Annotated in this window: 27 protein-coding genes and 1 tRNA gene; 15 read left to right on the forward strand and 13 right to left on the reverse strand. The window is 29.2% G+C overall.

Features of this window, described 5'->3' with window-relative positions:
* Positions 1–114 precede the first annotated feature (114 nt).
* From PLW95_00945 to PLW95_00980, 8 genes are read right to left on the reverse strand one after another with little or no spacing between them, the layout of a single operon-like run.
* The gene (locus PLW95_00945; protein HOV21236.1) at positions 115–300 is read right to left on the reverse strand and encodes a hypothetical protein; all 186 of its coding nucleotides are present in this window, start codon (positions 298–300) and stop codon (positions 115–117) included.
* Between the two features lie 24 nt (positions 301–324).
* Positions 325–534: a hypothetical protein gene (locus tag PLW95_00950; protein HOV21237.1), complete on the reverse strand. Its 210-nt coding sequence runs from the start codon at positions 532–534 to the stop codon at positions 325–327.
* On the reverse strand, positions 515–1,420 hold the full coding sequence (locus PLW95_00955; GenBank protein HOV21238.1) for a V-type ATPase subunit: 906 nt from the start codon (positions 1,418–1,420) through the stop codon (positions 515–517). The genes PLW95_00950 and PLW95_00955 overlap by 20 nt, the downstream gene beginning before the upstream one ends.
* Positions 1,404–2,021 carry a uracil-DNA glycosylase gene (locus PLW95_00960; GenBank protein ID HOV21239.1) on the reverse strand — a complete coding sequence of 206 codons (618 nt, stop codon included), beginning with the start codon at positions 2,019–2,021 and terminating at the stop codon, positions 1,404–1,406. The genes PLW95_00955 and PLW95_00960 overlap by 17 nt, the downstream gene beginning before the upstream one ends.
* Positions 1,999–2,547, reverse strand: a complete 549-nt coding sequence (locus PLW95_00965; protein HOV21240.1) for a hypothetical protein — start codon at positions 2,545–2,547, stop codon at positions 1,999–2,001. Before PLW95_00965 ends, PLW95_00960 begins: the two co-directional genes overlap by 23 nt.
* Before the next feature lies 1 nt (position 2,548).
* Entirely contained in the window at positions 2,549–3,022 is a 474-nt protein-coding gene (locus PLW95_00970) for a V-type ATP synthase subunit K (protein HOV21241.1), read from the reverse strand.
* 2 nt (positions 3,023–3,024) lie between these two features.
* On the reverse strand, positions 3,025–4,206 hold the full coding sequence (locus PLW95_00975) for an FAD-binding protein (GenBank protein HOV21242.1): 1,182 nt from the start codon (positions 4,204–4,206) through the stop codon (positions 3,025–3,027).
* Positions 4,206–4,991, reverse strand: a complete 786-nt coding sequence (locus PLW95_00980) for an electron transfer flavoprotein subunit beta/FixA family protein (GenBank protein HOV21243.1) — start codon at positions 4,989–4,991, stop codon at positions 4,206–4,208. The genes PLW95_00975 and PLW95_00980 overlap by 1 nt, the downstream gene beginning before the upstream one ends.
* Positions 4,992–5,115: 124 nt before the next feature.
* Here PLW95_00980 and PLW95_00985 point away from each other — a divergent pair, with 124 nt between their 5' ends.
* Positions 5,116–5,667, forward strand: a complete 552-nt coding sequence (locus PLW95_00985) for a hypothetical protein (GenBank protein ID HOV21244.1) — start codon at positions 5,116–5,118, stop codon at positions 5,665–5,667.
* A gap of 69 nt (positions 5,668–5,736) precedes the next feature.
* On the opposite strand, the gene PLW95_00990 is transcribed toward PLW95_00985, so the two are convergent.
* Positions 5,737–5,809: transfer RNA gene (locus PLW95_00990), tRNA-Glu, on the reverse strand.
* Positions 5,810–5,854: 45 nt separating this feature from the next.
* On the opposite strand from PLW95_00990, the gene PLW95_00995 reads away from it, so the two are divergent.
* The 7 genes from PLW95_00995 (at position 5,855) to rlmD (ending at position 13,855) form a co-directional block, all read left to right on the forward strand.
* Entirely contained in the window at positions 5,855–6,898 is a 1,044-nt protein-coding gene (locus PLW95_00995) for a hypothetical protein (GenBank protein HOV21245.1), read from the forward strand.
* A 76-nt stretch (positions 6,899–6,974) separates the two neighbouring features.
* On the forward strand, positions 6,975–8,411 hold the full coding sequence (gene gltX / locus PLW95_01000) for a glutamate--tRNA ligase (protein HOV21246.1): 1,437 nt from the start codon (positions 6,975–6,977) through the stop codon (positions 8,409–8,411).
* A complete protein-coding gene (locus PLW95_01005; GenBank protein HOV21247.1) occupies positions 8,408–8,962 on the forward strand; it encodes a D-lyxose/D-mannose family sugar isomerase in 555 nt (184 codons plus the stop codon). Before gltX ends, PLW95_01005 begins: the two co-directional genes overlap by 4 nt.
* On the forward strand, positions 8,955–10,340 hold the full coding sequence (gene cysS, locus PLW95_01010; protein HOV21248.1) for a cysteine--tRNA ligase: 1,386 nt from the start codon (positions 8,955–8,957) through the stop codon (positions 10,338–10,340). The genes PLW95_01005 and cysS overlap by 8 nt, the downstream gene beginning before the upstream one ends.
* A complete protein-coding gene (locus PLW95_01015) occupies positions 10,337–10,774 on the forward strand; it encodes a type II secretion system protein GspG (protein HOV21249.1) in 438 nt (145 codons plus the stop codon). The genes cysS and PLW95_01015 overlap by 4 nt, the downstream gene beginning before the upstream one ends.
* A 31-nt stretch (positions 10,775–10,805) precedes the next feature.
* Entirely contained in the window at positions 10,806–11,933 is a 1,128-nt protein-coding gene (locus PLW95_01020; GenBank protein ID HOV21250.1) for a radical SAM protein, read from the forward strand.
* The gene (gene rlmD, locus PLW95_01025; protein HOV21251.1) at positions 11,930–13,855 is read left to right on the forward strand and encodes a 23S rRNA (uracil(1939)-C(5))-methyltransferase RlmD; all 1,926 of its coding nucleotides are present in this window, start codon (positions 11,930–11,932) and stop codon (positions 13,853–13,855) included. The genes PLW95_01020 and rlmD overlap by 4 nt, the downstream gene beginning before the upstream one ends.
* Positions 13,856–13,882: 27 nt before the next feature.
* Here rlmD and PLW95_01030 read toward each other — a convergent pair whose 3' ends face one another.
* The 3 genes from PLW95_01030 to PLW95_01040 form a co-directional block, all read right to left on the reverse strand.
* Positions 13,883–14,008 (reverse strand): hypothetical protein, encoded by a 126-nt coding sequence (locus PLW95_01030; protein HOV21252.1) that lies wholly within the window; start codon positions 14,006–14,008, stop codon positions 13,883–13,885.
* Positions 14,001–15,677, reverse strand: coding sequence for an N-6 DNA methylase (locus PLW95_01035; GenBank protein HOV21253.1), 1,677 nt, complete (start codon positions 15,675–15,677; stop codon positions 14,001–14,003). Before PLW95_01035 ends, PLW95_01030 begins: the two co-directional genes overlap by 8 nt.
* Positions 15,678–15,772: 95 nt before the next feature.
* Positions 15,773–16,720 (reverse strand): hypothetical protein, encoded by a 948-nt coding sequence (locus PLW95_01040; GenBank protein ID HOV21254.1) that lies wholly within the window; start codon positions 16,718–16,720, stop codon positions 15,773–15,775.
* A gap of 128 nt (positions 16,721–16,848) precedes the next feature.
* On the opposite strand from PLW95_01040, the gene gyrB reads away from it, so the two are divergent.
* The 7 genes from gyrB to PLW95_01075 all read left to right on the forward strand — a co-directional run bounded on the left by gyrB (position 16,849) and on the right by PLW95_01075 (position 24,324).
* Complete coding sequence (gene gyrB, locus PLW95_01045; protein HOV21255.1) at positions 16,849–19,218, forward strand: DNA topoisomerase (ATP-hydrolyzing) subunit B; 2,370 nt, start codon at positions 16,849–16,851, stop codon at positions 19,216–19,218.
* A 9-nt stretch (positions 19,219–19,227) separates the two neighbouring features.
* Positions 19,228–21,666, forward strand: coding sequence for a DNA gyrase subunit A (gene gyrA / locus PLW95_01050; GenBank protein HOV21256.1), 2,439 nt, complete (start codon positions 19,228–19,230; stop codon positions 21,664–21,666).
* Entirely contained in the window at positions 21,653–22,060 is a 408-nt protein-coding gene (locus PLW95_01055) for an archease (protein HOV21257.1), read from the forward strand. The genes gyrA and PLW95_01055 overlap by 14 nt, the downstream gene beginning before the upstream one ends.
* Positions 22,061–22,415: 355 nt before the next feature.
* On the forward strand, positions 22,416–22,766 hold the full coding sequence (locus PLW95_01060) for a TraR/DksA C4-type zinc finger protein (GenBank protein ID HOV21258.1): 351 nt from the start codon (positions 22,416–22,418) through the stop codon (positions 22,764–22,766).
* Positions 22,759–23,226 carry a signal peptidase II gene (gene lspA / locus PLW95_01065; protein ID HOV21259.1) on the forward strand — a complete coding sequence of 156 codons (468 nt, stop codon included), beginning with the start codon at positions 22,759–22,761 and terminating at the stop codon, positions 23,224–23,226. The genes PLW95_01060 and lspA overlap by 8 nt, the downstream gene beginning before the upstream one ends.
* A complete protein-coding gene (gene lgt, locus PLW95_01070; protein HOV21260.1) occupies positions 23,208–23,969 on the forward strand; it encodes a prolipoprotein diacylglyceryl transferase in 762 nt (253 codons plus the stop codon). The genes lspA and lgt overlap by 19 nt, the downstream gene beginning before the upstream one ends.
* The gene (locus PLW95_01075) at positions 23,950–24,324 is read left to right on the forward strand and encodes an FHA domain-containing protein (GenBank protein ID HOV21261.1); all 375 of its coding nucleotides are present in this window, start codon (positions 23,950–23,952) and stop codon (positions 24,322–24,324) included. Before lgt ends, PLW95_01075 begins: the two co-directional genes overlap by 20 nt.
* A 30-nt stretch (positions 24,325–24,354) precedes the next feature.
* Here the strand turns inward: PLW95_01075 and PLW95_01080 are convergent, their stop codons facing one another.
* Entirely contained in the window at positions 24,355–24,642 is a 288-nt protein-coding gene (locus PLW95_01080) for a hypothetical protein (protein ID HOV21262.1), read from the reverse strand.
* Between the last annotated feature and the right edge of the window lie 158 nt (positions 24,643–24,800).

The following is a 24,800-nucleotide window of genomic DNA, read 5'->3' on the forward strand; positions in this document are numbered from 1 at the left end:
CCCCCTATTTCCCTCCTTCCTTCCTTTCTTCCCTCTCCCCTGCGGGGAGAGGCTCGCCCGTAGGGCTACGCCTGAGGGGTATAGGTGAGGGACGATTTCATCTTTTTTTTGACACTACCTATAAAATGAACTTCCATATTTAATAAATGTTTTTACCATAACTTTTATTTTTTCCCAACTATGGCCAATTGCTTGTGGAGATGGATACCATTTTGCAATAAATCCACCATTAAATTTTCCAAAATAATAAATTAGTTTTTTTGCATAATTTCTAACATCATCCAATGTTCCATTTATCATAACACTTTGAATATCAACAGGACATCAGAAACATATATGCCCTCCAAACCTATTACTTAAATTTTCCACATCCATATTTTCCTGTTGGTCCATCTGTATAACATTCAATTTACTTTCAATTAAACCATCAAGTATGTCAACAATATAGCCACAACTATGAAGATTTGGGGATTGAAATAATATTGCTTTTTTACTATCTCTTTTGAAATTATTTTTATTTCCACTGATAGACAATAACTGGCTGTTTTTTTAATATATTCTCATCTATGTTATAAAATTTACTGATAAGTAATTTTTGTATTATGTCTGCCTCAATTTCTCTTGCGATAAAATAAGAGAAAATTACTTCAATTCCATAGGGAATAATTTTGCCTTCTTTTATATAGTTCATTATTGCTTTGTATCTTATAATTTCAAAATTTTCTTCATTTATAAAAGTATCTGTAATTTTATATTCTTTTGTAAGGGATTTTAAAATTGCCTCTTCATTTAAAAATTTTTCTGCCCTTGTATTTCCGTTTCTAATAAAAAAGGATGATACTATTTTTTCTCCTTTTTTCTTTTTTAAAATAAAAGTAGAAAGGTTAGCAAAGTCAATTTCAATTTTCCCATATTTTTCAATAAAGGAAGAATTAAATGCAGTTAATAAATTATATAGTTGAATATAATACTCATTTTTCAGGTCAAGTAATTTTTCTTCTATATTTTTTTCTGATTTTACTATTTTAACCCCTTTCTTTAAAAAATCAGGTATATTCCCTTTATTTCCTTCAATATATCCTTTCAAAATCTGACCGGGTAAATTACATGGTAAAACATAATTACTTTTATTTTCTAAAATAATCCTCAAATTAAAAAAATCATTTTTTAGGAGAAAAATTCTCAAAATATCAGGAGAAATTTTTTCTATTTCTTCATAAATAAAATTTCTCTCTTTATCAAGTAATTCAATAATTTCTTCTGTATTTAAAATTGGTGAAGGAAATTTATAAAATGACTTTTCTAATATTGAAATAACCTCTCCTATATTTTTTGCCTCTATTATACTTTGTACCTGTTTGGATGTTAGAAATTTTTTTTCAAGTGCCTTAATTCTTCCACTTTCAGAATAAATATCCATTTTCTTCACCTTCTTTATTATAGTACTTTTTTCTTTCTATCAACTCTCTTATTTTTTCAAAGTCCTTTTTAAGAAGTAAATATCTGTCTGGATTATAAACAGCAACAGCAGGATGATAAAGTGGCAATATAAAGACACCTTTTTTTTCATAAATATTTCCATGCACCTTACTTATTGCTCCTGTCTCATCTATTGAAAATCTGTTAAAAATTTCTCTCATTGAATGTCTTCCAAGAGGGACAATAATTTCTGGTTTTATTAGTTCAATTTGTTTTGATAAGAAATAAGAACAACTTTTTATTTCTTCATCCTCTGGGTCTCTATTGTTAGGGGGCCTACATTTAACTATATTTGTTATATAAACATCATCTCTTTTTAAGTTAATTGACGAAAGAAGTAAGTCAAGAATTTCTCCTGCTTTTCCACAAAAAGGAATGCCTTTTTTATCTTCATTAAAACCAGGACCTTCCCCTATAAATAAAATTCTGGTATCAATACTTCCTTTTCCAAAAACAACATTTGTCCTACCTTTATATAATTTACATCTTTGACAATTTCTACTTTCTTCTTCTAATTCCTCAAATTCCTTTTTCTTTTCCATTAAATAATTTTTCTGCAACTTCTTTTCTTAGTTCCTGACCAATTGTCTTTTTAATATTTTCCCAGGAAAACTCAATATCACTATTCTCTCCTTCAATTAAAAATTTATCTTCTAAATGTTTTTCTTTTATAACTTCATATCCATCAATTTTTAAATTTACATTTTCAGGAACTAAAATTTTTACTTTTTTATCATTTATTGTTTGTAATATTTGAAATATAATTTCTCCAATATTTTTGTTAAGATATTCATTAAATTTATTTTTTATTTTTTCTTCACATTTATCTATCAATTGATTTTTAAAGGAAAGAATTTCTTTATTTTTTTCAATTTTAAAGTTAATAATTTCATTTTCTATCTCTTTATCAATTGTTTCTTTCATTTTTTTTAATTTTTCTTCATATTCTTTTTCAATAAGAAATTTTTTCTTTTCCCATTCAGAATTCAAAACACTTTGTGCCTCGTCAATTATTTTTTTCCTTTTTTCTTCTGCTTCTTCCATCAATTTTTTAATAAGGTTTTCCATTTTATATTTTTACTACAAAAAGTAAAAAAATTGAAGCAACAAGTCCTAAAACAGCATATGTTTCAACCATTGCTGCATAAACCATTGCCCTCATACTTGCTTCTGGATGTTTTGAAGCAACAGATATTCCAGCAGCACATACCCTTCCCTGATATATTGCAGAAGTAAGTCCTGAAATTGCTATTGGCAAACATGAAAGAAGAATTTGTAGACCAGCAGATGGAGAAACTGTTACTATTTGCCCTCCAAGGATTCCGACTTTCATCATTATAAGAAATCCAGTCAAAAACCCATAAATTCCCTGTGTCCCTGGAAGAGCAACAAGCAATAACATTGTTCCAAATTTTTCCGGCTCTTCTGAAAGAACACCATTTGCTGCACTACCTGAATAACCAATTCCAATACTTGAACCAGTACCACACAAAAATATAGCAAGTCCTGCTCCAATTAAAGCATACAAAAGTCCGAGGTTCATTTTTATCCTCCTTTTATTTGTTTTAATTTTTTAATAAGTAAAGGTAAAATTTCAAAAACATCTCCAACAATTCCTAAATTTGCAACTTTAAATATAGGTGCATCAGGGTCTTTATTTATTGCAATAATATAGTCAGATGTTTGCATACCTGCAAGATGTTGAATTGCTCCTGAAATTCCACATGCAATATAAATTTTGGGTTTTACAGTTTTTCCAGTTTGCCCAACCTGGTGAGGATAGGGTATCCAACCAGAATCAACAGCAGCACGAGAAGAACCAACTGCTGCCCCTAAAAGTCCTGCAAGTTCCCTTATAAGGGAAAAATTTTCTGCTGCTTTTATTCCTCTTCCACCAGAAATAATTATTTCTGCTTCCTGTAAGTCAACAACATTTTCAACTCTTTCTCTACCAATAACTTCAACATTTTCTTCTATATCAATCTCAATATTTTCTTTAATTATTTTCCCTTCTTTCCCATCAATTACTTCTGCAGGAGAGAAAATTTTTGGTCTTATTGTTGCCATTTGAGGACGATGATTTTTACATATAATTCTTGCCATTAAATTTCCACCAAAAGTTGGTCTTGTCTGAACTAATAGCCCTGTTTCTTCATCAATATCAATATCTGTACAGTCAGCAGTAAGTCCTGTTTTTATTCTTGCAGCAGTAAAAGGTATAAATGACCTTCCAATCATTGTAGCAGCAGCAATGACAATACTTGGCTTGTATTTTTTAATAAGTTTAGAAAATGCATCAGCAAAAGTTTGTTCTTTGAATGTCTGTAGTTTTTCATTTTCCACAATATAAACATTATCACATCCCCTTTCTATTAGTTGAGAAGCAAAAGAGGACACATCTCCGCCTAAAAGAACTCCTGATATTTCTTCATTTAATTTTTCTTTTAGTTTCAAACAGGCAGAAAGCATTTCATAAGAAACAGAAGAAATTCCTTTTTCTCTTGTTTCAGCAAAAAACCATATTCCTTTATAATCAGATGTATCAATTTTTATTTCTTTTTCTTCTTTATAAAGTGCCTGTTCAGGACAGTTCTTTATACATAATCCACAAAGGGTACATTTTTCATTTATATTGATTTTATTTTCTTTTATTTCAAGTGCACCAAATGGGCAACTTTCAATACAATTTTTACATAAATTACATTTTTCATAAATTATTTTTATCATTATACTACTCCCAATGTTTTAAGTTGTTTTATTATTTCATCAGTTAAATATTCTGGCTCACCCTCAATTTTTTTACCTTCTTTTTTTATTTCAGGTGTCCATACATCAATAACTCTTGTTGGAGAACCATCCTGTCCAAAAAATCTCTCATCTTCGCCTAACTGGTCAGCAGTTATTCTTTTAATTTCTGCCTTTTTTGCTTTTAATAGTCCTTTTAATGAGGGAATTCTTGGTTCATTTATTTCCTTTACAACTGTTATTAAAACAGGGAGTTTTGCCATTACCTTTTCATAGTGGTCTTCCATTAATCTTGTGCAATAAATAATATTATCAGAAATATTCTCAATTTTACTTACAAAAGTTATATAAGGGATTTTAAGAAATTCAGCAATTTCAGGTCCAACCTGTCCGGTACTTCCATCAAGGGTTTCTCTTCCGCATATTATTATATCAAAATTACCAGTTTTTTTTATTCCACAACTTAAAGTAAAAGATGTCGCTAATGTATCACTTCCACCAAATTTTTTATCAGTAAGCAAAAAACCATCATCAACTCCCATCGCAATTGCTTCTTTTAATGCTTCTTCTGCCTGAAAAGGGCCCATAGAAATTGCCAATACTTCTCCCCCAAACCTCTCTTTCAATCGTATTCCTTCTTCAATAGCATAGGTGTCATAAGGGTTTATAATACTTTTTACTCCTTCTCTAACAATTCTTTTTGTTTCGGGATCTATTTTTACATCAAGTGACTCTGGAACCTGTTTTATGCATACGACTATTCTCATCCTCTCTCCTTTTCCTGTTTAATGTGAAGAATAAAATATGGTATAATTATACCACTGATTTTGCTTTTGTAAATTTTTTTGTGGGAATTCTACCGACTTTAATAATAAAATTTTAGGAGATTAAATGGAGAAAAAGAGAAAATCGTTTTACAATAAGTTTGAAATTAAAAAAAAGGGGTCAATTGATGAAAATATCAATAAACTTCAAAACGAATTAGATATTTATCTAAAAGGAGCAGAAGAGATAGTAGAGGAAGATGAAATTTTAGAAAAAAAAGATATTAAAAAACCTGAAAAAAAGGCATCTTTTAAAAAAGAAGAATCTAATGAAAAATATAAAGAAAGTACTTATAAACATAAAGATATTACTGCAAATGTAAATGCTAAATTTAATAAAAAAATATTGTTTATTCCACTTTTTCTTTTTATACTTTTTATTGGATTTATAAAATTTCCTCTTTTTAAATATACAACAACTCCAAAGAAAGACAGGGACATACCAGGTATTGAAATAAAGACAATTTTTTATTACAATGTTTTAGGAACAAAATTAAAAGAAAAGACAATTCTTAATGTAGGAAATAAAGAAATAATAGTCCCGATTTCTATTGAAAAATGGTTTGGCCTATCAAAAGAGGAGAAAATAAAATATATTAAGGTTTTTCAGAGTGAATGAATTTTAATCCTCTTTTATATTTCCCTTCTAATTTCTGCTAACTTTTTTATACCCAGTTTATTATAAAAATAGCCCCAACGGGATTTGAACCCGTGTCTGATGGCTGAGAACCACCTGTCCTTGGCCTCTAGACGATGGGGCCTGTACTTATCAATTTGTGTTAAAATAATACTTAAAGGATAAAATAATGTCAAGATATTATAAAATTGCAGGATGTATTCATATACATTTTCCTATTAAATTTTTTGAGAAAGGAATAAAGTTAGTCGCAGAGAATGCAAACCGTGCAGGTCTTGATTTTGCCATTCTAACAAGTCATGTGCCAGAAAAAGAAAATAAGTATAAAGAAATTCTAAATTTTAATTCTTATTATGGGAAAACACTTATTATTTCTGGACAGGAGACAAATGATATAAGAAAAAAGAATCATCTAATAATTGTCGGGGAAAAAGAGTGGTATAGGAAGAAAGAGAATATCCAGGAGATAATATATAAGGTAAAAAATAAAAATGCTTTTACAATAGTTGCCCATCCTTTTGGTGAGCATAGATTATCTTTAAAAAAGAAAAATTATGAATGGGAAAATTGGGAAAACGAATTTGATTGTGTTGAGGTATGGTCATTGCTTTTTGATTGGGCAACTTTTACAAATCCATTTAATTTACCTTTCAGGTATTTTACCTTTCCTGATAACTTAAATGGTCCTGATAAGAGGGCAGTTTTAATGTGGGATAGCATTTCAAACAAAAGAAAAATTCCTGCTATTGCTGGTCTTGATATCCATTTACTTCCACCAATTTTAAGATTTTTTGATATAAAAAAGAATTTTCTTTATGAAACAACATTTAAAATTTTAAGAAATCATCTTTTTTTAAAAGAAAACTTGTCAGGAAATTCATTGGATGATGTTAAGAGGATATTTGAGTGTTTAAAAAGAGGAAATTTATATTTTTCCAATGATTACTTAAAAAATAGTGATGGATTTTATTTTGGTGAAGAAAATGGGGACTTTTTAATGGGGGATGAAGGGCAATTTGGGAAGAAAATAATTATAGAAACGCCTTTTAAAGGTGAAATAAAACTTATAAAAAATGGGAAAGTAATAGTTAGAAAAAATGATAAATTTCTTGAATATTTTGTTGAGGAAAAGGGAAATTATAGGGTTGAAGTTTATTTCAATAATAAACCATGGATTTTTTCAAATTTTCTCTATTTTGGTAGTTTTTGTTAAATAAAATCTACTAAAACGCATACACATACTTTACTTATCTTATTTATTCTGTTAAAATCACTATGAAAGGAGAAAAATGGTAAGAGTAAGATTTGCCCCAAGTCCAACAGGTTATCTCCATATTGGAAATGCAAGAACTGCCCTTTTTAATTATCTTTTTGCAAGAAAAAATAAAGGGAAATTTGTATTGAGAATTGAAGATACTGATAAAGAGAGGTCAAAAAGAGAATATGAAGAAGGAATAATTGAAGACCTTAAATGGGTTGGAATTGATTGGGATGAAGGTCCTGATATTGGTGGTCCATTTGGACCATACAGGCAATCAGAAAGATTATCTATTTACAGAGATATTGCAGAAAAACTATTGAAAGAGGGAAAAGCATATAAGTGTTTTTGCACAAAAGAAGAAGTTGAAGGAAGAACAAAAGAAACTGGATATGATGGAAAATGCAGAAATTTAACAAAAGAAGAAATTGAAAAATTAGAGAAAGAAAGAAAAGAATATGTTTTAAGATTTAAAGTACCTGAAAAGAAAAAGGTTAAGGTAAATGACCTTATAAGAGGAGAAGTTGAATTTGAAACGGATTTTATAACTGATTTTATTATAATGAAACCAGATAATACTCCTACTTTTCATTTTGCAGTTGTCGTTGATGATGTTCTGATGGAAATAACTCATGTAATTAGAGGAGAAGACCATCTTTCAAATACTCCAAAACATATAATGTTATTTGAAGCAGTAGGCGGAAAAATTCCTCAATTTGCTCATATGTCAATGACACTTGGAAGTGATAGAACCCGTTTAAGTAAAAGACATGGTGCAACTTCTGTAAGGTTTTATAAACAGGAGGGCTATTTACCAGAGGCATTTTTTAACTATATCACTTTACTCGGATTTGGAATAACAGAGGGAAAAGAAATTTTTACAAAAGAAGAATTAATATCAGAATTTTCTATTGAAAGATGTAATAAATCTAATGCTGTATTTGACCCTGAAAAATTATTATGGATGAATGGTTATTATATCAGGAATTCAACACCAGAAAGATTATTCCAACTTTCTTTACCATTTTTAAAAAAAGCATGCCTTGTAAAAGAACCATTATCAGAGGAAAAGAAAGAAGAAATTAAAAAACTTATATATCTGCATAGAGAAAAGGTAAAAACATTAAAAGAAATTCCTTTATGGATTGATTATTTTTTGACTGATGAGATAAATTACGAAGAACAATGTATAAAAGAATACCTTGGCGAAAATAGTAAAAAAATTCTTTCTGAACTTTTACCTTATTTAGAAGAATGTTCTGACTTTAACAAGGACTTATTAGAAAGTCAATTAAAAAAATTCTTTGATGAAAAAAAATATAAAACAAAAGATGTTTTTCATCCATTAAGAGTTGCATTAAGTGGCAGAATGAGAGGTCCTGGAATTTTTGAACTTCTTGAATTTCTTGGGAAAGAAAAAGTAATAAAGAGGTTAAAAAGAATAACTAATAAGGAGACAAGAAAATGATTACAAGAAAAAAGGCAGAAGAATTAAAAGAGAGAGCATATAAAATGCTTCAAAAAGCAGGAATTGTTATAACGGAAGAAGAATATAAAAATATGGAAGTTGTTGACCATGGATTAAATGAACCAGAGAAATACGGAGTGCAAATTATTGTTTATGTAAACAATGAGAGGTATTGTGCAAAAGAAATGGTTTTAATTCCTGGACAGACAGTTTGTGAACATAAACATCCTCCAATATCCAGAACAAATCCCGGTAAACAGGAAACATTTAGATGTAGATATGGAGAAGTTTATCTTTATGTACCTGGTATTCCTGCTAAAAATCCAAAAGCAAAATTACCAGAAGATAGAGAAAAATATTTTACAGTATGGAATGAGATTATTTTGAAACCAGGTCAACAATATACAATTGTCCCGAATACATTACATTGGTTTCAGGCAGGAAAAGAAGGAGCAATTGTTTCTGAATTTTCTTCCCAAAGTTTAGATGAGACAGATATTTTTACAGACCCGGATGTTAAAAGAATAACAGAGATAGCGGAAAATGATTAAATTTTTTAATACCCTGACAAAGAAAAAAGAGGAATTTGTACCTATTGAACAAAATATAGTAAAAATGTACACCTGTGGTCCAACTGTTTATGATTTTGCTCATATTGGTAATTTTCGTGCTTATATTTTTGAGGACTTACTCCATAGATATTTAGAATACAGAAATTATAAGGTAATAAGAGTAATGAATATAACAGATGTAGATGATAAGACAATAAAAGGAGCAAAAAAAGAAGGAATATCTTTGAAAGAATATACTGATAGGTATTTGAATTATTTTTTAGAAGATATGGAGACATTGAGAATTAAAAAGCCAGATTTCTTACCGAGAGCAACTGAACATATTGAAGAGATGGTATCTCTTATAAAAAAGTTATTGGAAAAAGGATATGCATATAGGAAAAATGGGTCTATTTATTATGATATTTCAAAATTTCATAACTATGGAAAACTTTCAGGGATTGAATTAGAAAGTGTAAAACCAGGGGCAAGAGTAGAAACAGATGAATATAGCAAAGAAGATGTAAGGGACTTTGCATTATGGAAAGGTGTAAAAGAGGATGAAGATGTATGGTGGGAAACAGAACTAGGGAAAGGTAGACCTGGATGGCATATTGAGTGTTCAGCAATGAGTATGAAATATTTAGGAGAGACATTTGATATTCATACAGGGGGTGTTGATAATATTTTCCCTCACCATGAAAATGAAATTGCACAGAGCGAAGGAGCAACAGGTAAAAAATTTGTGAATTACTGGTTACATTGCGCTCATTTACTTGTAAATAATGAAAAAATGTCAAAATCAAAAGGGAATTTTTGGACATTAAGGGACTTGTTGAATAAAAATTATGAGCCAGTTGCCATTAGATACTTGCTTTTAACAACTCATTATAGAGACCCTTTAAACTTTACTGAAAAATCATTAGAAGGTGCAGAAAACACAATTAAAAATTATAATGATTTTTATAATTCCTTAAATTTCTGTCAGGGTAAAGAAGACGAAGATATTGAAAAGGAAATAGAAAAAGCAAGAAACGGATTTATTGAAAATTTAGATGATGACCTGAATATTTCTCCTGCAATTGCATCAATTTTTAATTTTATAAAATATGTGAATAAAAAAGTAGCAGAATATAAGGTATCTAATCAACAAGCAGAAAAAATTAAAAAATTTCTTGAAGAAATTGATTATATTCTATGTATTCTTAATTATAAAGAAAAGCAACTTCCAGAAGAATATACTGAATTGATAAAAGAAAGAGAAAAGGCAAGAAAAGAGAAAAATTATAAAAGGGCTGATGAAATAAGAGATTATCTAAAAAGTAAAGGAATAATAATTGAAGATACCCCTTATGGAACAAGGTGGAAAAAAGAATGAAAAAAGGAATATCTTTGATTGAAATTCTTGTTGTTCTTGTAATTATCTCAATTATTGCATCTCTTTCGTTGCCAGCAATACATAAAGCGAGATTAAAAGGACTGATTACAAAAACAAAGACAACGATTGATTCTCTTGAAGCAGCACTTTCAATGTATGAAACCGATTTTGGAGATTATCCTGAATCAGATGGGACTGGAAGCAAAGTTCTTTACCAATTTCTTGTTGGACCTATTGATGATGAAAATTGGAAAGGACCATACATAAGATTAAGAAAACAGGATATAGATGAAGAAGGCAATATTGTTGATGCATGGAATAATCCAATTATCTATAAATATCCACAGGAAGAATATGAAAATACTCCATATATAATTTTTTCATTTGGACCTGATGGTAAAAAAAATACAAAAGATGATATTGGCAACTGGTAATTGTAATAAGGACGCATCCTGAATATCAATAATGGAATATATAGAAGTTGTCTCTGATAAAAAAATACATGGCTGGTGGAAAGGTAAAAGAGAATGTTCCTCTGAAAGAGTCCTTTTAAACCCTTATGTTGGATGTGAGATTGGTTGTTTTTTCTGTTATACCTGTGGATACCCTGGAAAGTTTCAGTTATCAAAAAAAGAAAGCAAGGTATTTGTTTATATAAATTTTGTTGATAATTTAAAGAAGCAGATAGAAAAATTAAATTATATTTCTACCTGTTATTTATCTCCTGTTTCAGACCCATTTCAACCAGCAGAAAAAATATTTAAAATAACTGAAAAAACAATTGAATTTCTAATTTCAAAAAATATACCTGTCAATATAACAACAAAAGAAACAATACCTGAAAATATAATTGAAATGATAAAAGGACATCCTCATTGCTATGGGCAGGTATCAATTTTAACAATAGATGAGAATTTAAGAAAGAAATTGATGGAAAAAGGGGCAGAAACAGACAAACTTTTTGAGAATATAAGGAATTTATCAAAAAATAATATTTTTTCGATTTGTAGAATTGACCCTATTATCCCTTTTATAAATGATAGCCAGGATACCCTTGAAGAAATAATTAAAAGAAGTAAAGATTGTGGAGCAAAACATATAATTGCCAGTATTATAGATATAAACATTTCTAAAAAAGAAGAAATTTTTACAGAAATTGAGAAGAAATTTGGCAGGTCAATAAAAAGAAAATTAGAGGAATTATATATTGAAAAAATTGGTTCGTCCTTACACTCAAAAATTGATTATAGAAAAAATGTCTTTTCATTATTAAGAAATTTATGTGATAAATACAATCTTACTTTTGCTTTATGTATGGAATTTGAGAAAAAAGATGGTAAAATTTATGGACTTAATAAGGAATTTGGTAGTTCAGTTAATTGTGAAGGCATAAATATCCCTATTTACAAAAGAGATGGAGAGAAATTTTCCCCTGCCTGTGATTGTAATGGGAATTGTATTAGTTGTAATTTTCCTTCATGTGGTATTGAAGAAATTGCCCAGGGAAAGGTAAAAAATAACAATTATAAAGGTTTTGATTTCTATGACTATTTGAGATGGAGTAAAAAACAAAAAGGACTTTTTGAAAAATGAAATATATACTATCTTCAAGTTCGCCAAGAAGGAAAGAACTATTAAAAAGAGTGATTGATGATTTTGAAATTGTTGAACCAGATGTTGATGAAGAAAAAATAAAGGAAAACGACCCAATAAAATATGCAGTAACAGCAGCAACCTTAAAGGCAAAAAGCGTTGGAGAAAAAAGAAGTGGTTGTATTGTCCTTGCTGCTGATACAATTGTCTCATATAAAGGGAAAATTATTGGCAAACCCCAAAATTATCAAGAAGCGATGAATATACTGAAAGAACTTTCAGGGACAGAACATAAAGTTATAACAGGAATTGCAATTTATAATAAAGATAAAAATAAACTTTTAACGGGTTATGATATAAGTTATGTTAAGTTTAAAAATATTTCTGAAGAAGATATAAAAGAATATTTAGAAAAAAATGAGTTCAAAGATAAAGCAGGAGGATATGCAATTCAGGAAATAGGAGATAAGTTTGTAGAGAAAATAAAAGGAAGTTATGAAAATGTTGTGGGACTGCCTATTCAAAAACTAAAAAAAATGATTGAGGAATTTGAAATGCCAGAGATAGAAATTGAAATTTCAGATATTGCTTTTCCTAACAATTGGGGTGTCGGGAAAAAAGAAAATTTTGTTGTTTTTGTTCCTGGTGCTACTTATAAAGATGTTGTAAAAGTAAGAATAAAAAAAGGAGAGAAAAGTTTTTCTTATGGAGAGGTGGTAGAAATTTTAAGTCCCTCTCCATATAGAAAACAAGCAGAATGTCCTCATTTTGGTATTTGTGGTGGATGTTCTTTTCAAAATTTACAATATCAAATACAACTTTCTTTAAAATTTAATTATATAAAGAAAACACTTGAAAAAATAGGAGGTATAGATATAGGAAAAGGAGAAATTTCAGAAATAGTCCCTTCTCCTTGTCTTTATTTTTACAGGAATAAAATGGAATTTTCTTTTGGTGGGGATAAGGAAATTTATTTAGGTTTGAGAGAAAGAAATTCTCCTTTTGAAAAATATACATGGAAAGTTGTATCAATTGAGAAATGTTTAATTTTCAGCCCTCTTTATGAAAAAATATCACCAATAATTATTGAATTTGCAAAAAAAACAGGACTCCCACCTTATAATCCATACAAAAAAGAGGGATTTTTCAGACATTTAGTTTTAAGAGAGGGGAAAAATACAGGTGAAGCAATGGCAATTATTGTTACAAAGAGTGGGAAAGACATTGATTTCACCGGACTTGTTGAAAAAATAAATGATGTTGCCCCTGAAATTAAATGTCTTTACTGGGTTGAAAATGACCAGTTATCAGATGTTGTCTCTTTTGAGAAAAAACACCATATCTGGGGAGAAACAAAAATAGAAGAAAAAATAGGCGATTTTAAATTTAAAATTGCCCCTAATTCATTTTTCCAGCCAAATTCAAAAGGGGCAGAACTTCTTTATTCAGAAATTTATAATAATATTGGAGAAGGGGAGAGAGTGTTAGGACTTTATTGTGGAACAGGAACAATTGAAGTTTTTATTTCAAATAAGGCAGGTGAAATTATAGGAATTGATTCAGAAGAGATAAATATATTAGTTGCAGAAGAGAACTGTCAGAATAATAAAATTAAAAATTGTAAATTTTATTGTGGAAGGGTTGAAAAAATTATTGGTAATAAGAATTTAGGGAATTTTGATACTTTAATTGTTGACCCTCCAAGAAGTGGTTTAACAAATAAAGCACTAATGAAATTGGTAAAAATGGAAATACCAAAACTTATATATGTTTCCTGCAATGTTTCAACTTTCTCAAGGGATATAAATTTATTGTCAAAGGAAGGATATAAACTTGAAAAATTAATTCCTTTTGACCTTTTTCCTCATACGCCACACATAGAAATTCTAGGAATAATCAAGAAACGGAGTCCCCTTTGTTAACTTACGAAGTTAACAAGTATATGAGAATCAACAACTTACAAATATTACTGCAACTTTTTTAAGAAAGAACCTTATTTTTTCCCCAATATAATAAATTTGGCGTCCATCCCACTCAATAGGCATTTTTGATAGTGCTTCAATAATTTTATCCAATAAATTTCCTGATATTATCATTTAGTATTGAATTATTATGTAGACAGTTAAGTACTGATGCAAACTCTGGAAAAAGTTTTTGATTTATTTCTTCTATCAAAGCAATATTATGTTTTACATTCTCACTACTTTTCCCGGCATTTTTTTTGACAACCCTGTTAGTTAATTCGGAATTCTCAATTTTTGATATAAGAATTGGGTCTGCTGAAATATTATCTGGAATTGGTAGCGAAAGCAGAGTTTTTTTTGAAATAGTCATACCCCCATCATTAATTCGCCACCACCAATAAAAGAAACTGCTATTTAGAAGTATATATGCAAGATTATAATCTTTTTTGTTATAAAAATATAAAGTTCTAAATGAGGAACGATTAACTTCTGTTTTAAGTGCTGAAATAAAATATCTTGGAGTTGTTGGAACAATAAGTTTATATTTTGTTGGATAAGTTGAAATAATATCTACCAAACATTTTTTTGTCTTTTTTACTTTATAGTATAAAGGTAAGAGTTCTTTTTGAATTTTGGGAAAAACATCTGCATTAACTCCTACATCGGTTAGGTAATTATCTAAACTTTCCAGCATTTTTGTGCGTTCCGTTGTCCGCCAACGTAATAGAGGCGTAATTTTAAAAGAATTTAATGTACTTTCGGATTTAGCAACAGTGATTGCAGCTCTTATACTATTTGATTTATTGGTATTAGTTGAACCAAATTTAATTCCTCTAAATATTGTATCAGGAACATTATCAAAACAATAAATTGAAATGTTTCGCATTTTTGTTATAAGTAATTCACGCAAAGTTCGGAATTGTTGTCCATTTGTAAATGTCTGTGGCGTAATAGAAATAAATCCATTTGATAGAGTAATTATCTTTTCTAAAAAGTAAGCATATAAATTGCGTGCTTCTGCTGTTTTAAAGCGGTTATCACTTTTTACTTCTACATAGGGTGGATTTAAAAAAGCGAAATCAAATGCTGGTAGATTTGAAGAGAAAAGAAAATCAGTAACAATAAAATGAGAAGCAATATCATGAAATAGATTTTTTGACTTATTTTGAAATGCCAGGGTGAATAAAGTACGAGCAATAAATAATGCTAAAGCATCTTTATCAATCAAATAAAGTTGATTGGTTAAAAAATCCTCACCCGTTTCCTGCAATTTAACCAGCCAAAAAGAAAGATTGCCAACCCCAGAACAAGGGTCTATCCAAACTCTATTTTTTGGGAAAAAAAGTGATTTTTCTGCCATTACCTGAGCAACATCCTCAGGAGTAAAATATTGTCCATGTTTTTTTCTACTATCATTATTTAAAAGAGACAAAGAGTATTCATAAAGTGTCGCAATTTCTCCAATAGAAATAGAATTAAGTATATCTATATCTAAAATTGGTGCATTAGAAAACTCTTTTTGCACTAAAAGATAATCAAAACGAGGTTGATGAAGATTATAAATATGTGTGGCTAAAATTGAATACCATGTCTTTTCAAGACCAAATTTATTTATAAGGATATTTAATTTTTCATATCTAAACTTTGAATATATTTTATCTTTTGTTTTATATAAATTCTCTTGTTTTGTAATTACTAGTGATAAATTTGGGAATAAATAAGGGCAATCTACATTTGCTCCAAATTCTATCTTTCTCTGATTTATTTGAACTTTTGCCATTATATTCTTACTTCCTATTATTTTAAACAAATTTTAGAAATTTCTATATATATAATTCAAATTATTTACTTGTTTCTATCAAATTCACTTCACATTTAAGGGATGATTTTTATTTCACTTTCTATTGATGCCTTTTTATATTCTGAAATAATTTCAAGAAATTTCTCAATTGGTAAATTTTGTAATTTGTTTTTATAAATATTGACAAAATTAAGCAGTCCTTCAGCAGAAAGAAATCCCTGATTTAACTCAAAATACAATGTTTCAAAATCCGTCTTAGAAATTGATGAAAGTTTATTTATTTCACAATACATTTTTTCTTTTTTCTTTTCCTCTATTATCATTTCAAACTCTTCTTTAAGTGCTCGTTCTGCTTTTACTCCAAATTCATATTCTTTGATTTCATCGGGTAAATTTTTAATTTTAATTTCTCTTAATTTTTTTTCTTTTTTTACATATATATTCCCTAATAAAATTGGTATAAATATTAAAAGAAATCCAAAATAAAGTCCTGTCCCTAAAACCCCTATTCCCATAGCAAGTGCAGGCTCTCCATAATATACATTTTTAATAAAATCAATAAAACCGGTAAAAATACCATATCTCAATTTAAAAATCCAGGAATATAAAGTATCAACAAAAAAAAGAGCAATTCCTAAAAGGACACCCCTTATATACCCATAGTCCTGTGCATTTTCTTCTACAAGTGTTAAAGGAATAAAAAATAATTTCTTTTTTACAGGGAAAAATGTTTTTGTGACTATTTCAAGGTTTTCTTTTAATTTTTGAATGTTTTCAAAAGAACCATAAACAATTATTGAATTTTCTTTGTTTAAATAAATTGCAACAAATTTATTTACTGGTGAGGAATAATTTGTAACGAAATATGGGAAAATAAAATTTCTCTTTGTATATATTTCCCATTTTCCATTCTCTAATTCAAATGCATCTTCTCTTTTATATCCGAGCCAACCAAGTAATTGATATGTTTGACAACCTACTCTTTTAAAATATTTTATCTCTTCGTATATTCCACTTTCCACAATATAATTTTACAACTTAATTTCTATAAGTAAAATTTTCTGACCAATGATTAAAAGAAAATGCCTAACATTTAATTTGACAAATATGCTTTAAAAAAGGTATAATGTAGAGTTATAGGAGGATAATTATGGATGATATAAAAAACAAATATGATGCGACAACAATACAGGTTTTAAGTGGAATTGAAGCAGTCAGAAAAAGACCTGCTATGTATATTGGAGACACTTCAATTGGCGGACTTCATCATCTTGTATATGAAGTAGTTGATAATAGCATAGATGAGGCAATGGCAGGTTATTGTACTAAAATAAAAATAACTATCCATTCTGATAATAGTGTTACAGTGGAAGATAATGGAAGAGGGATACCCATTGATATGCATAAAACAGAAAAAAAACCAGCAGTTGAAGTTGTTATGACAGTTCTTCATGCTGGTGGAAAGTTTGATAGAAAAGTTTATAGTGTTTCCGGGGGACTGCATGGAGTAGGTGTTTCAGTTGTAAATGCGTTATCTGAATATTTAGAAGTTGAAATTAAAAGAGATGGTAATATTTATCATCAAAGATATGAAAAAGGTATTCCTGTAACACAATTAAAGGTAATTGGAAAAACAAAAACAACAGGAACAAAGGTTACATTTAAACCCGACTCTAAAATCTTTGAAGTAGTTGAATTTGATGAGAATATACTTACTGGAAGGTTTAAAGAACTTGCTTTCTTAAATGCAGGGCTTGAGATTATTTTTGAAGATGAAAGGAAGGCACTAAAAGAAAGGTATAAATTTGAAGGTGGTATTGTTTCTTTTGTTCAGTTTTTAAATAAAAACAAAAAAGTTCTTTTTGAAAAACCATTTTATTGTAAAAAAGTTGAAGAAGATGTTGAATGTGAATTTTCTTTCCAGTATAATGATGGATATAGTGATACAGTCCTTTCTTTTGCAAATAATGTTAATACAAAAGAGGGTGGCACTCATCTTACAGGGTTTAAAAGTGGTTTAACAAAAGCAATAAACGAATATGGAAAAAATAATGGATTTCTTGATAAAATAAGTTTGAGTGGTGAAGATGTAAGAGAAGGATTGACTGCTGTAATAAGTGTTAAACTTCCTGAACCACAATTTGAAGGGCAAACAAAAACAAAACTTGGAAATTCAAAAATAAGGTTTATTGTAGATAGTATTGCTTTCAATCAAATTTTTACATTTTTAGAAGAAAACCCTGAACCAGCAAGGGCAATACTGAATAAATGTATCACAACAGCAAAAGCAAGAGAAGCAGCAAGAAAAGCCAGAGATATTACAAGAAAAAAACTTGCAGAAACAGGGGCATTACCAGGAAAACTTGCTGATTGTTCTTCAAAAGACCCTGAAGTCAGAGAACTTTTTATTGTTGAGGGAGATTCAGCAGGTGGAAGTGCAAAACAGGGTAGAGACAGAAACTTTCAAGCAATACTTCCTCTAAAAGGGAAAATTATAAATACTGAGAAAGCAGCAATTGACAAGGTCTTAAATAACGAAGAAATAAAAATGATGATAAGTGCAATTGGAGGTGGAGTTGGAGATGAATTTGATGTAACAAGAGCAAGATATAAAAAAATAATTATTATGACTGATGCAGATGTTGATGGTTCTCATATAAGAACATTACTTTTGACTTTTTTTTATAGACAAATGACTGACCTAATAAAACATGGATATATTTATATTGCTCAACCACCTCTTTACAAAGTAAAGAAAGGTAAAAAAGAAATTTATGTTGAAACAGAGAAAGAAATGGATAATATTCTTATTGATTTTGCAACAGAAAATGCAAAAATGAAAATTTCTTATGATTCAAAATATATTGAAATTGTTGAGGAGAAAGTTAGAGAAATTCTATCTCTTAGCAAAAATTTAAATGAGTTAATAAGAACAATTGAAAATAAAGGAATAAAATTTAAAAATTTAATTGATTATTACCAGAAAAACAAAAAAATCCCACAATATTATTTAGTAGATAATGTAGATAAAAAAGAGTACTATTTTGATAACTATAAACAACTATCTGAATTTCTTGGTAAAAAAGATGAAGAAATTGACCTATTTTCTGACGAAAAGTCAAACTATAAAATTGTAGAAATATATGAAAAAGGACAACTTGAAAAAATTCTTGAGAAAATTAAGGAATTTAAAATAGCACCATCTGAAATTTTTAACAAATGTTTTATCCTAATAAATGAGGAAGAAGAAAGGTATTCTTTAATAGAGATATTTGAAGCATTAAAAGAGAAAGGGAAAAAGAATTTATTTATTCAAAGGTATAAAGGACTTGGAGAAATGAATCCCTTACAACTATGGGAAACAACGATGTCTCCTGAAATAAGGACTTTAAAAAAAGTTACAATTGAAGATGCAATTAAAGCAGAAGAGATATTTACAACATTAATGGGAGATGCTGTTGAACCAAGAAAGGAATTTATAGAAAAATTTGCAAAAGAAGTTAAAAATCTTGATATATAAGGAAAAGAAATGGAAGAGAAAAAAATTATAAATATTGGTGTTGAAGAAGAAATGAGGCAGTCCTATCTGGACTATGCTATGAGTGTTATTGTTGGTAGAGCATTACCTGATGTAAGAGATGGATTAAAACCAGTTCATAGAAGGATTCTTTATGGAATGCTTGAATTAGGGCTTGAACCAGGAAAACCATTTAAAAAATCAGCAAGAGTAGTTGGAGAAGTAATGGGTAAATTTCATCCACATGGTGATGCAGCAATTTATGAAGCAATCGCAAGAATGACACAACCATTTACTTTAAGATATCCAATTATAGAGGGACAGGGTAATTTTGGTTCAATTGATGGAGACCCACCAGCCGCCATGCGATATACCGAAGTTCGACTTGCACCAATTGCGATGGAAATACTTACTGACATTGATAAAGACACAGTGGATTTTGTCCCAAACTTTGATGAATCATTAGTAGAGCCAGTTGTTTTACCAAGTAAAGTTCCACATCTTCTAATAAATGGTTCTTCTGGAATTGCTGTTGGTATGGCTACAAATATACCACCACACAATATTGGAGAAGTACTTAATGCTTTGATATTTTTGTTAAAGAAAGAAAATGCCACAATTGAAGAAATAATGGAAATATTACCTGGACCTGATTTCCCAACTGGAGGAATAATTTGTGGCAAAGAAGGGATAATTAAAGCGTATAAAACAGGAAAAGGAATAATAACAATAAGAGGAGAAATTGAAATTGAAGAAGACGACAAAGGCAAAAAGAGCATCATAATAAAAACTATACCCTATGAAGTTAATAAGGCATCTCTTGTTGAACAAATAGCACATCTTGCAGAAATAGAAAGAATAGAAGGAGTTTCTGAAATAAGAGATGAATCGGATAAAGAAGGAATGAGAATTGTAATTGAACTTAAAAAAGGAGAAAATGAAGAAATTGTTATTAATCAACTTTATAAAAATACTCAACTTCAGACAACATATGGAATTATAAATCTTGCTTTATCAAATCAAGTTCCGCGTCTTTTAAATATAAAACAGATGCTTTCTCTTTTTCTTGACCATAGAAAAGAAGTTATTATTAGAAGGTCAAATTTTCTATTAAAAAAAGCAGAAAGTAGATATCACATCTTACTCGGACTTATAATTGCCCTTGATAACTTAGATGCTGTTATTCAGTTAATAAGAAAGGCAAAAGATGTTGAAAGCGCGAGAGATGGGCTGATAAGGAGTTTCAAAATTGATGAAAAACAGGCAAATGCAATCCTTGCAATGTCTCTTTCCCGTTTAACAGGTATGGAGAGAGAAAAAATTATAACAGAAAGTAAAGAAACAGAAAAAGAAATAGAAAAATTAAAAGGAATTCTTGCTGACCCTGAAAAAGTAAAGAATATAATAAAAGAAGAGTTTGAAGAAATAAAGAAAAAATATGCAGATAAAAGAAGGACAGAAATAGGTGGGCCAGTTGAAGAATTTGAAGATATAGACCTTGTAAGAGATGAAGATATAATTGTAACTGTTTCAAATGATGGATATATAAAGAGGAGTTCACTTGAATATTACAAAAGACAGAGAAGAGGAGGAAAGGGTTTTATAGGAGCAAAAACAAAAGAAGATGACTATGTAAAACACCTTTTTGTAACTTCAACATTAGATACAATACTTTTCTTTTCTGAAAAAGGGAAGGTGTACTGGTTGAGGGGCTATTTAATCCCAGAAGGAAGTAGAACTTCAAAGGGAAAACCAATTGTTAATCTCCTTAAAATAGACCCAGGAGAAAAAATTACTGCAACTATTCCTGTTAAGGAATTTTCAAGTGATAAATATCTTGTAATGATAACAAAGAAAGGACTTGTTAAAAAAACACCATTGATTGCTTATAGTAGACCAAGAAAAGGAGGAATAATAGGGATAAATTTAAGAGAAGGAGATAGATTAATAGATGTTAAAGTAACCGATGGGAATCAAAATATACTTCTTGCAACAAAATATGGTTTTTGTATCAGATTTAGTGAAAAAGAAGTAAGAAATGTAGGAAGAAGTTCAATAGGAGTAACAGGAATAAGATTTAAAAAAGAAAATGATGAGGTTGTTGCAGGAGAGATTTTTTCTGAAAATGAATTGGACCTTTCTCTTCTTACAGTAACAAGTAAGGGATATGGTAAAAGAACAATACTTTCTCGCTATAGAAAACAAAAAAGAGGAGGTAAAGGAATTATTGATATAAAAGTTAATGAAAAAATAGGGACTATTGTTGGGGTGAAATGTGTTAAACTCTCTGATGAAGTGATTTTAACCACCAAAAATGGTGTTGTAATAAGAATGGATTGCAAGGAAATAAGAGCAGTTGGAAGAAATACAATGGGAGTAAAACTAATAAACTTAGGCAGTAATGATGAAATAGCAGATATTGCTCTTGTTGAAAAAAATGAGCAGGTATAAGATAATTGACCATACAGCAGATATTGGAATTGAAGTTGAAGGTGACTCATTAGAAGAAATTTTTTTTCAAAGTTATAAAGGGCTATATGAAATTGCAGGAATTAAAAAAGAAACAACAGGTGAAAAAGGAAAATTTGAAATTAAGGCAGATACCTTAGAAGAATTATTGATAAAATTTTTAAATGAGTTAATATATTATATCTATGTAAAAAACAAATTCTGGGAGATAAAAAAATTGGAAATAAAAATGAATAAGGAACTTAAAATAAAAATAGAAGGGAATTCAGGTAAAATAAATAAGTTTGAAAGAGAAATAAAAGCAGCAACATATCATAATATATCTATAAAAAAAGAAAATGGTATTTTTAAAACAACAATTATATTTGATTTATAAATAAAAGACACAATGTTTTTTGGCGAATTTTTTGGCGGAGAGACAGAGGGGGGATTTTATCCTTCTCCCCAGCGGGGAGAAGGTGGGATGAGGGGGTTGATATTTCCCCCTTTGATAAACCGACGAAAGTTGCTTACCTTGTTTCTCAGAGTTGGTGCGTTATCGTTTCCCAGATAGCACAACTGCTACCGACTAAGGAAGCAAAGGTTAGCAGAGCAGAGTTGGTGCGTCATTTCCCCCTTTAAAAAAGGGGGGGGAGGGGGATTTCCAGATAGCACAACAGGAAAATGGGGAGGATTTTAGTTCTCTCTATTTGCTACTAAAATATTTATAAATATGTGAGGTGAATTACAAAATGGATAAAAAAGAAAAAGAATATTATTTAAAAATTTTATTAAAAGAGAAAAACACAATACTTAAAAATTTAGGATATTTGAAGGAAGGTATTGAAAGTGTTGAAAAAGGCGTCCCTACTCATATTGGTGACCTTGGGACAGATGAGTTTGTGAGAGGACTTGGTATTGATATTTCTCACTCAGAAGAGCAAATTTTAAGGCAGATAGATGAAGCAATAGAAAAATTAGAAAAAGGGAAATATGGAATATGTGAAAATTGTGGGAAGAAAATTCCAAAAAACAGATTAAAAGTAATACCATATGCAAAATACTGTGTAAAATGCAAAAAAGAGATGGAAAAAAGTGAATAAAAAATCCATTATTATTTTCTTTTTGGTCTTTTTCATTTCACTCATTCTTGACCAGTTCTCAAAAACACTTGTTCTGGAAATTATTAAAGATGGAGAAGTAAAAATCACAAAATATTTTTCTCTTATTTTTGTTGGAAATAAAGGTGTTTTATTTGGATTATTCAGTAATTTGCCCATGAATATTCCAATAATTATCATTTCCTTTTTTGTTATTCTAATTTTATGTATTTATGCTATAAATTCAAGTAAAGAAAGCAAAATTCTTCATCTTTTTCTTGGATTAGTTGCAGGTGGAATTGGCGGAAATCTTCTTGATAGGATTAAATATGGGTATGTAATTGATTTCCTGGACTTTAAAATTTGGCCTGTCTTTAATTTAAGCGATGTATTTATTGTAAGTGGAACAATTTTGACAATTCTTTATTACATTAAAAGAAAAAAATGCATCCCGAATTCATAAAAATAGGGAACTTTGTAATTTATTGGTATGGGGTAATGGTCGCAATTGGTATATTTGTAAGTTGTTTTATTTTCCAAAAAATTAGTTTGAAGAATGGATATTCTGAAAATATAACTTCTAAATTATTATTATGGTTAATTTTCTGGTCAATAATAGGAGCAAGAGTACTACATATTTTAGTTCATTTTCCATATTACTACGGGCATCCACTTGACATAATAAAAATAAGAAATGGTGGACTTGCAATTGAAGGTGGAATTATAGCAGGCCTTTTGTTTATTGTTATTTTCGGTAAAATAAACCACCTGAAAACAATTGAAATTCTTGATTTAGTTGCACTTGTTGTTCCATTAGGACAGGCAATAGGAAGAATTGGTTGTTTCTTAAATGGGTGTTGTTATGGGAAAAAAACAGATTTTATTTTTGGAGTTAAATTTCCACATCTATCCTATAAAGTTCACCCAACACAACTTTATTATTCTTTCTCCTATTTCATCTTTTTCCTGTTTCTTTGGTTACTTTATAAGAAAAAAGTAAAGGATGGTATTATATTTTCTTCATATCTTCTATTCTTTTCTCTTTTAAGATATCTTATGGACTTTTTAAGAGGAGATTTAAAAGGAACATTTCTTTTTCTATATCCAACACAACTAATTGCAATTCCAATATTTTTCTTAGGTGGAATTTTATTTATGCTTTTCTTACAGAGAAAGGAGAATATGGATGGCGAAATTGGTGTTTAATTATTTATTTATGAGAAAAGAGTATGACCTTGAAAATTTTGGGAAAAATGAAATTTATATTGGAAGAATGGATAGTAATGATATTACCATACCTGACTATGTTTTATTTAAAAAATTACCATTAGAGACACAAAAATTATATATAAAGGACTTAGTAAAAATTTCAAGAATCCATTCAAAATTAATAAAAATTGGGAATAACTGGTTTATAGAAGACATCGGTACAAAAGGACTTGGAAGTAATTTTGGCACATATGTAAATGATGCCCGCCTTGAAGTTCAAAAACCATATAAATTAGAAAATAATGACAAAATAAGGTTTGGTCCTTTTATTTGTACTTTTGTAGAAGAATAAAGTAAATAGTATTTTTATTGTTATAAAATTTTAATTTTGACTTATAACTTCTTTTTCTATGCTTATGTTGTTGAATTTCTGGTTGAGAATACAGCCGGGGTCAGGTGCCAATATATCACCAAAATATGCATATGTTCTTGCTGCACAACCACCACAAACTGACTTATATTTTCCTTTACATCCATAATTTTCTGAATAACTTCTTCTCATTCTTAACTTATTTATAATTTCTGCTTTATCCCACACATCAATTAAATTATCTATTTTTATCTCACCATCTTTCTTCATATTATCCCAAATTCCGCCATAATTAGGCACTAAGTAAGTTTATTATATTATATATTCATCACAGCAACAGGGTTTTTTAACAAAGGTAGATGCTATACTTAATGCCTATATGAACATTATAAGAAGAAAATATGTCTTTATCCCCATTTGAGTTTATACATACAGTAAAAACATTTCCACTCACCTTA

Source organism: bacterium, assembly GCA_035370465.1.
Lineage (GTDB): Bacteria > Ratteibacteria > UBA8468 > B48-G9 > JAFGKM01 > JAGGVW01.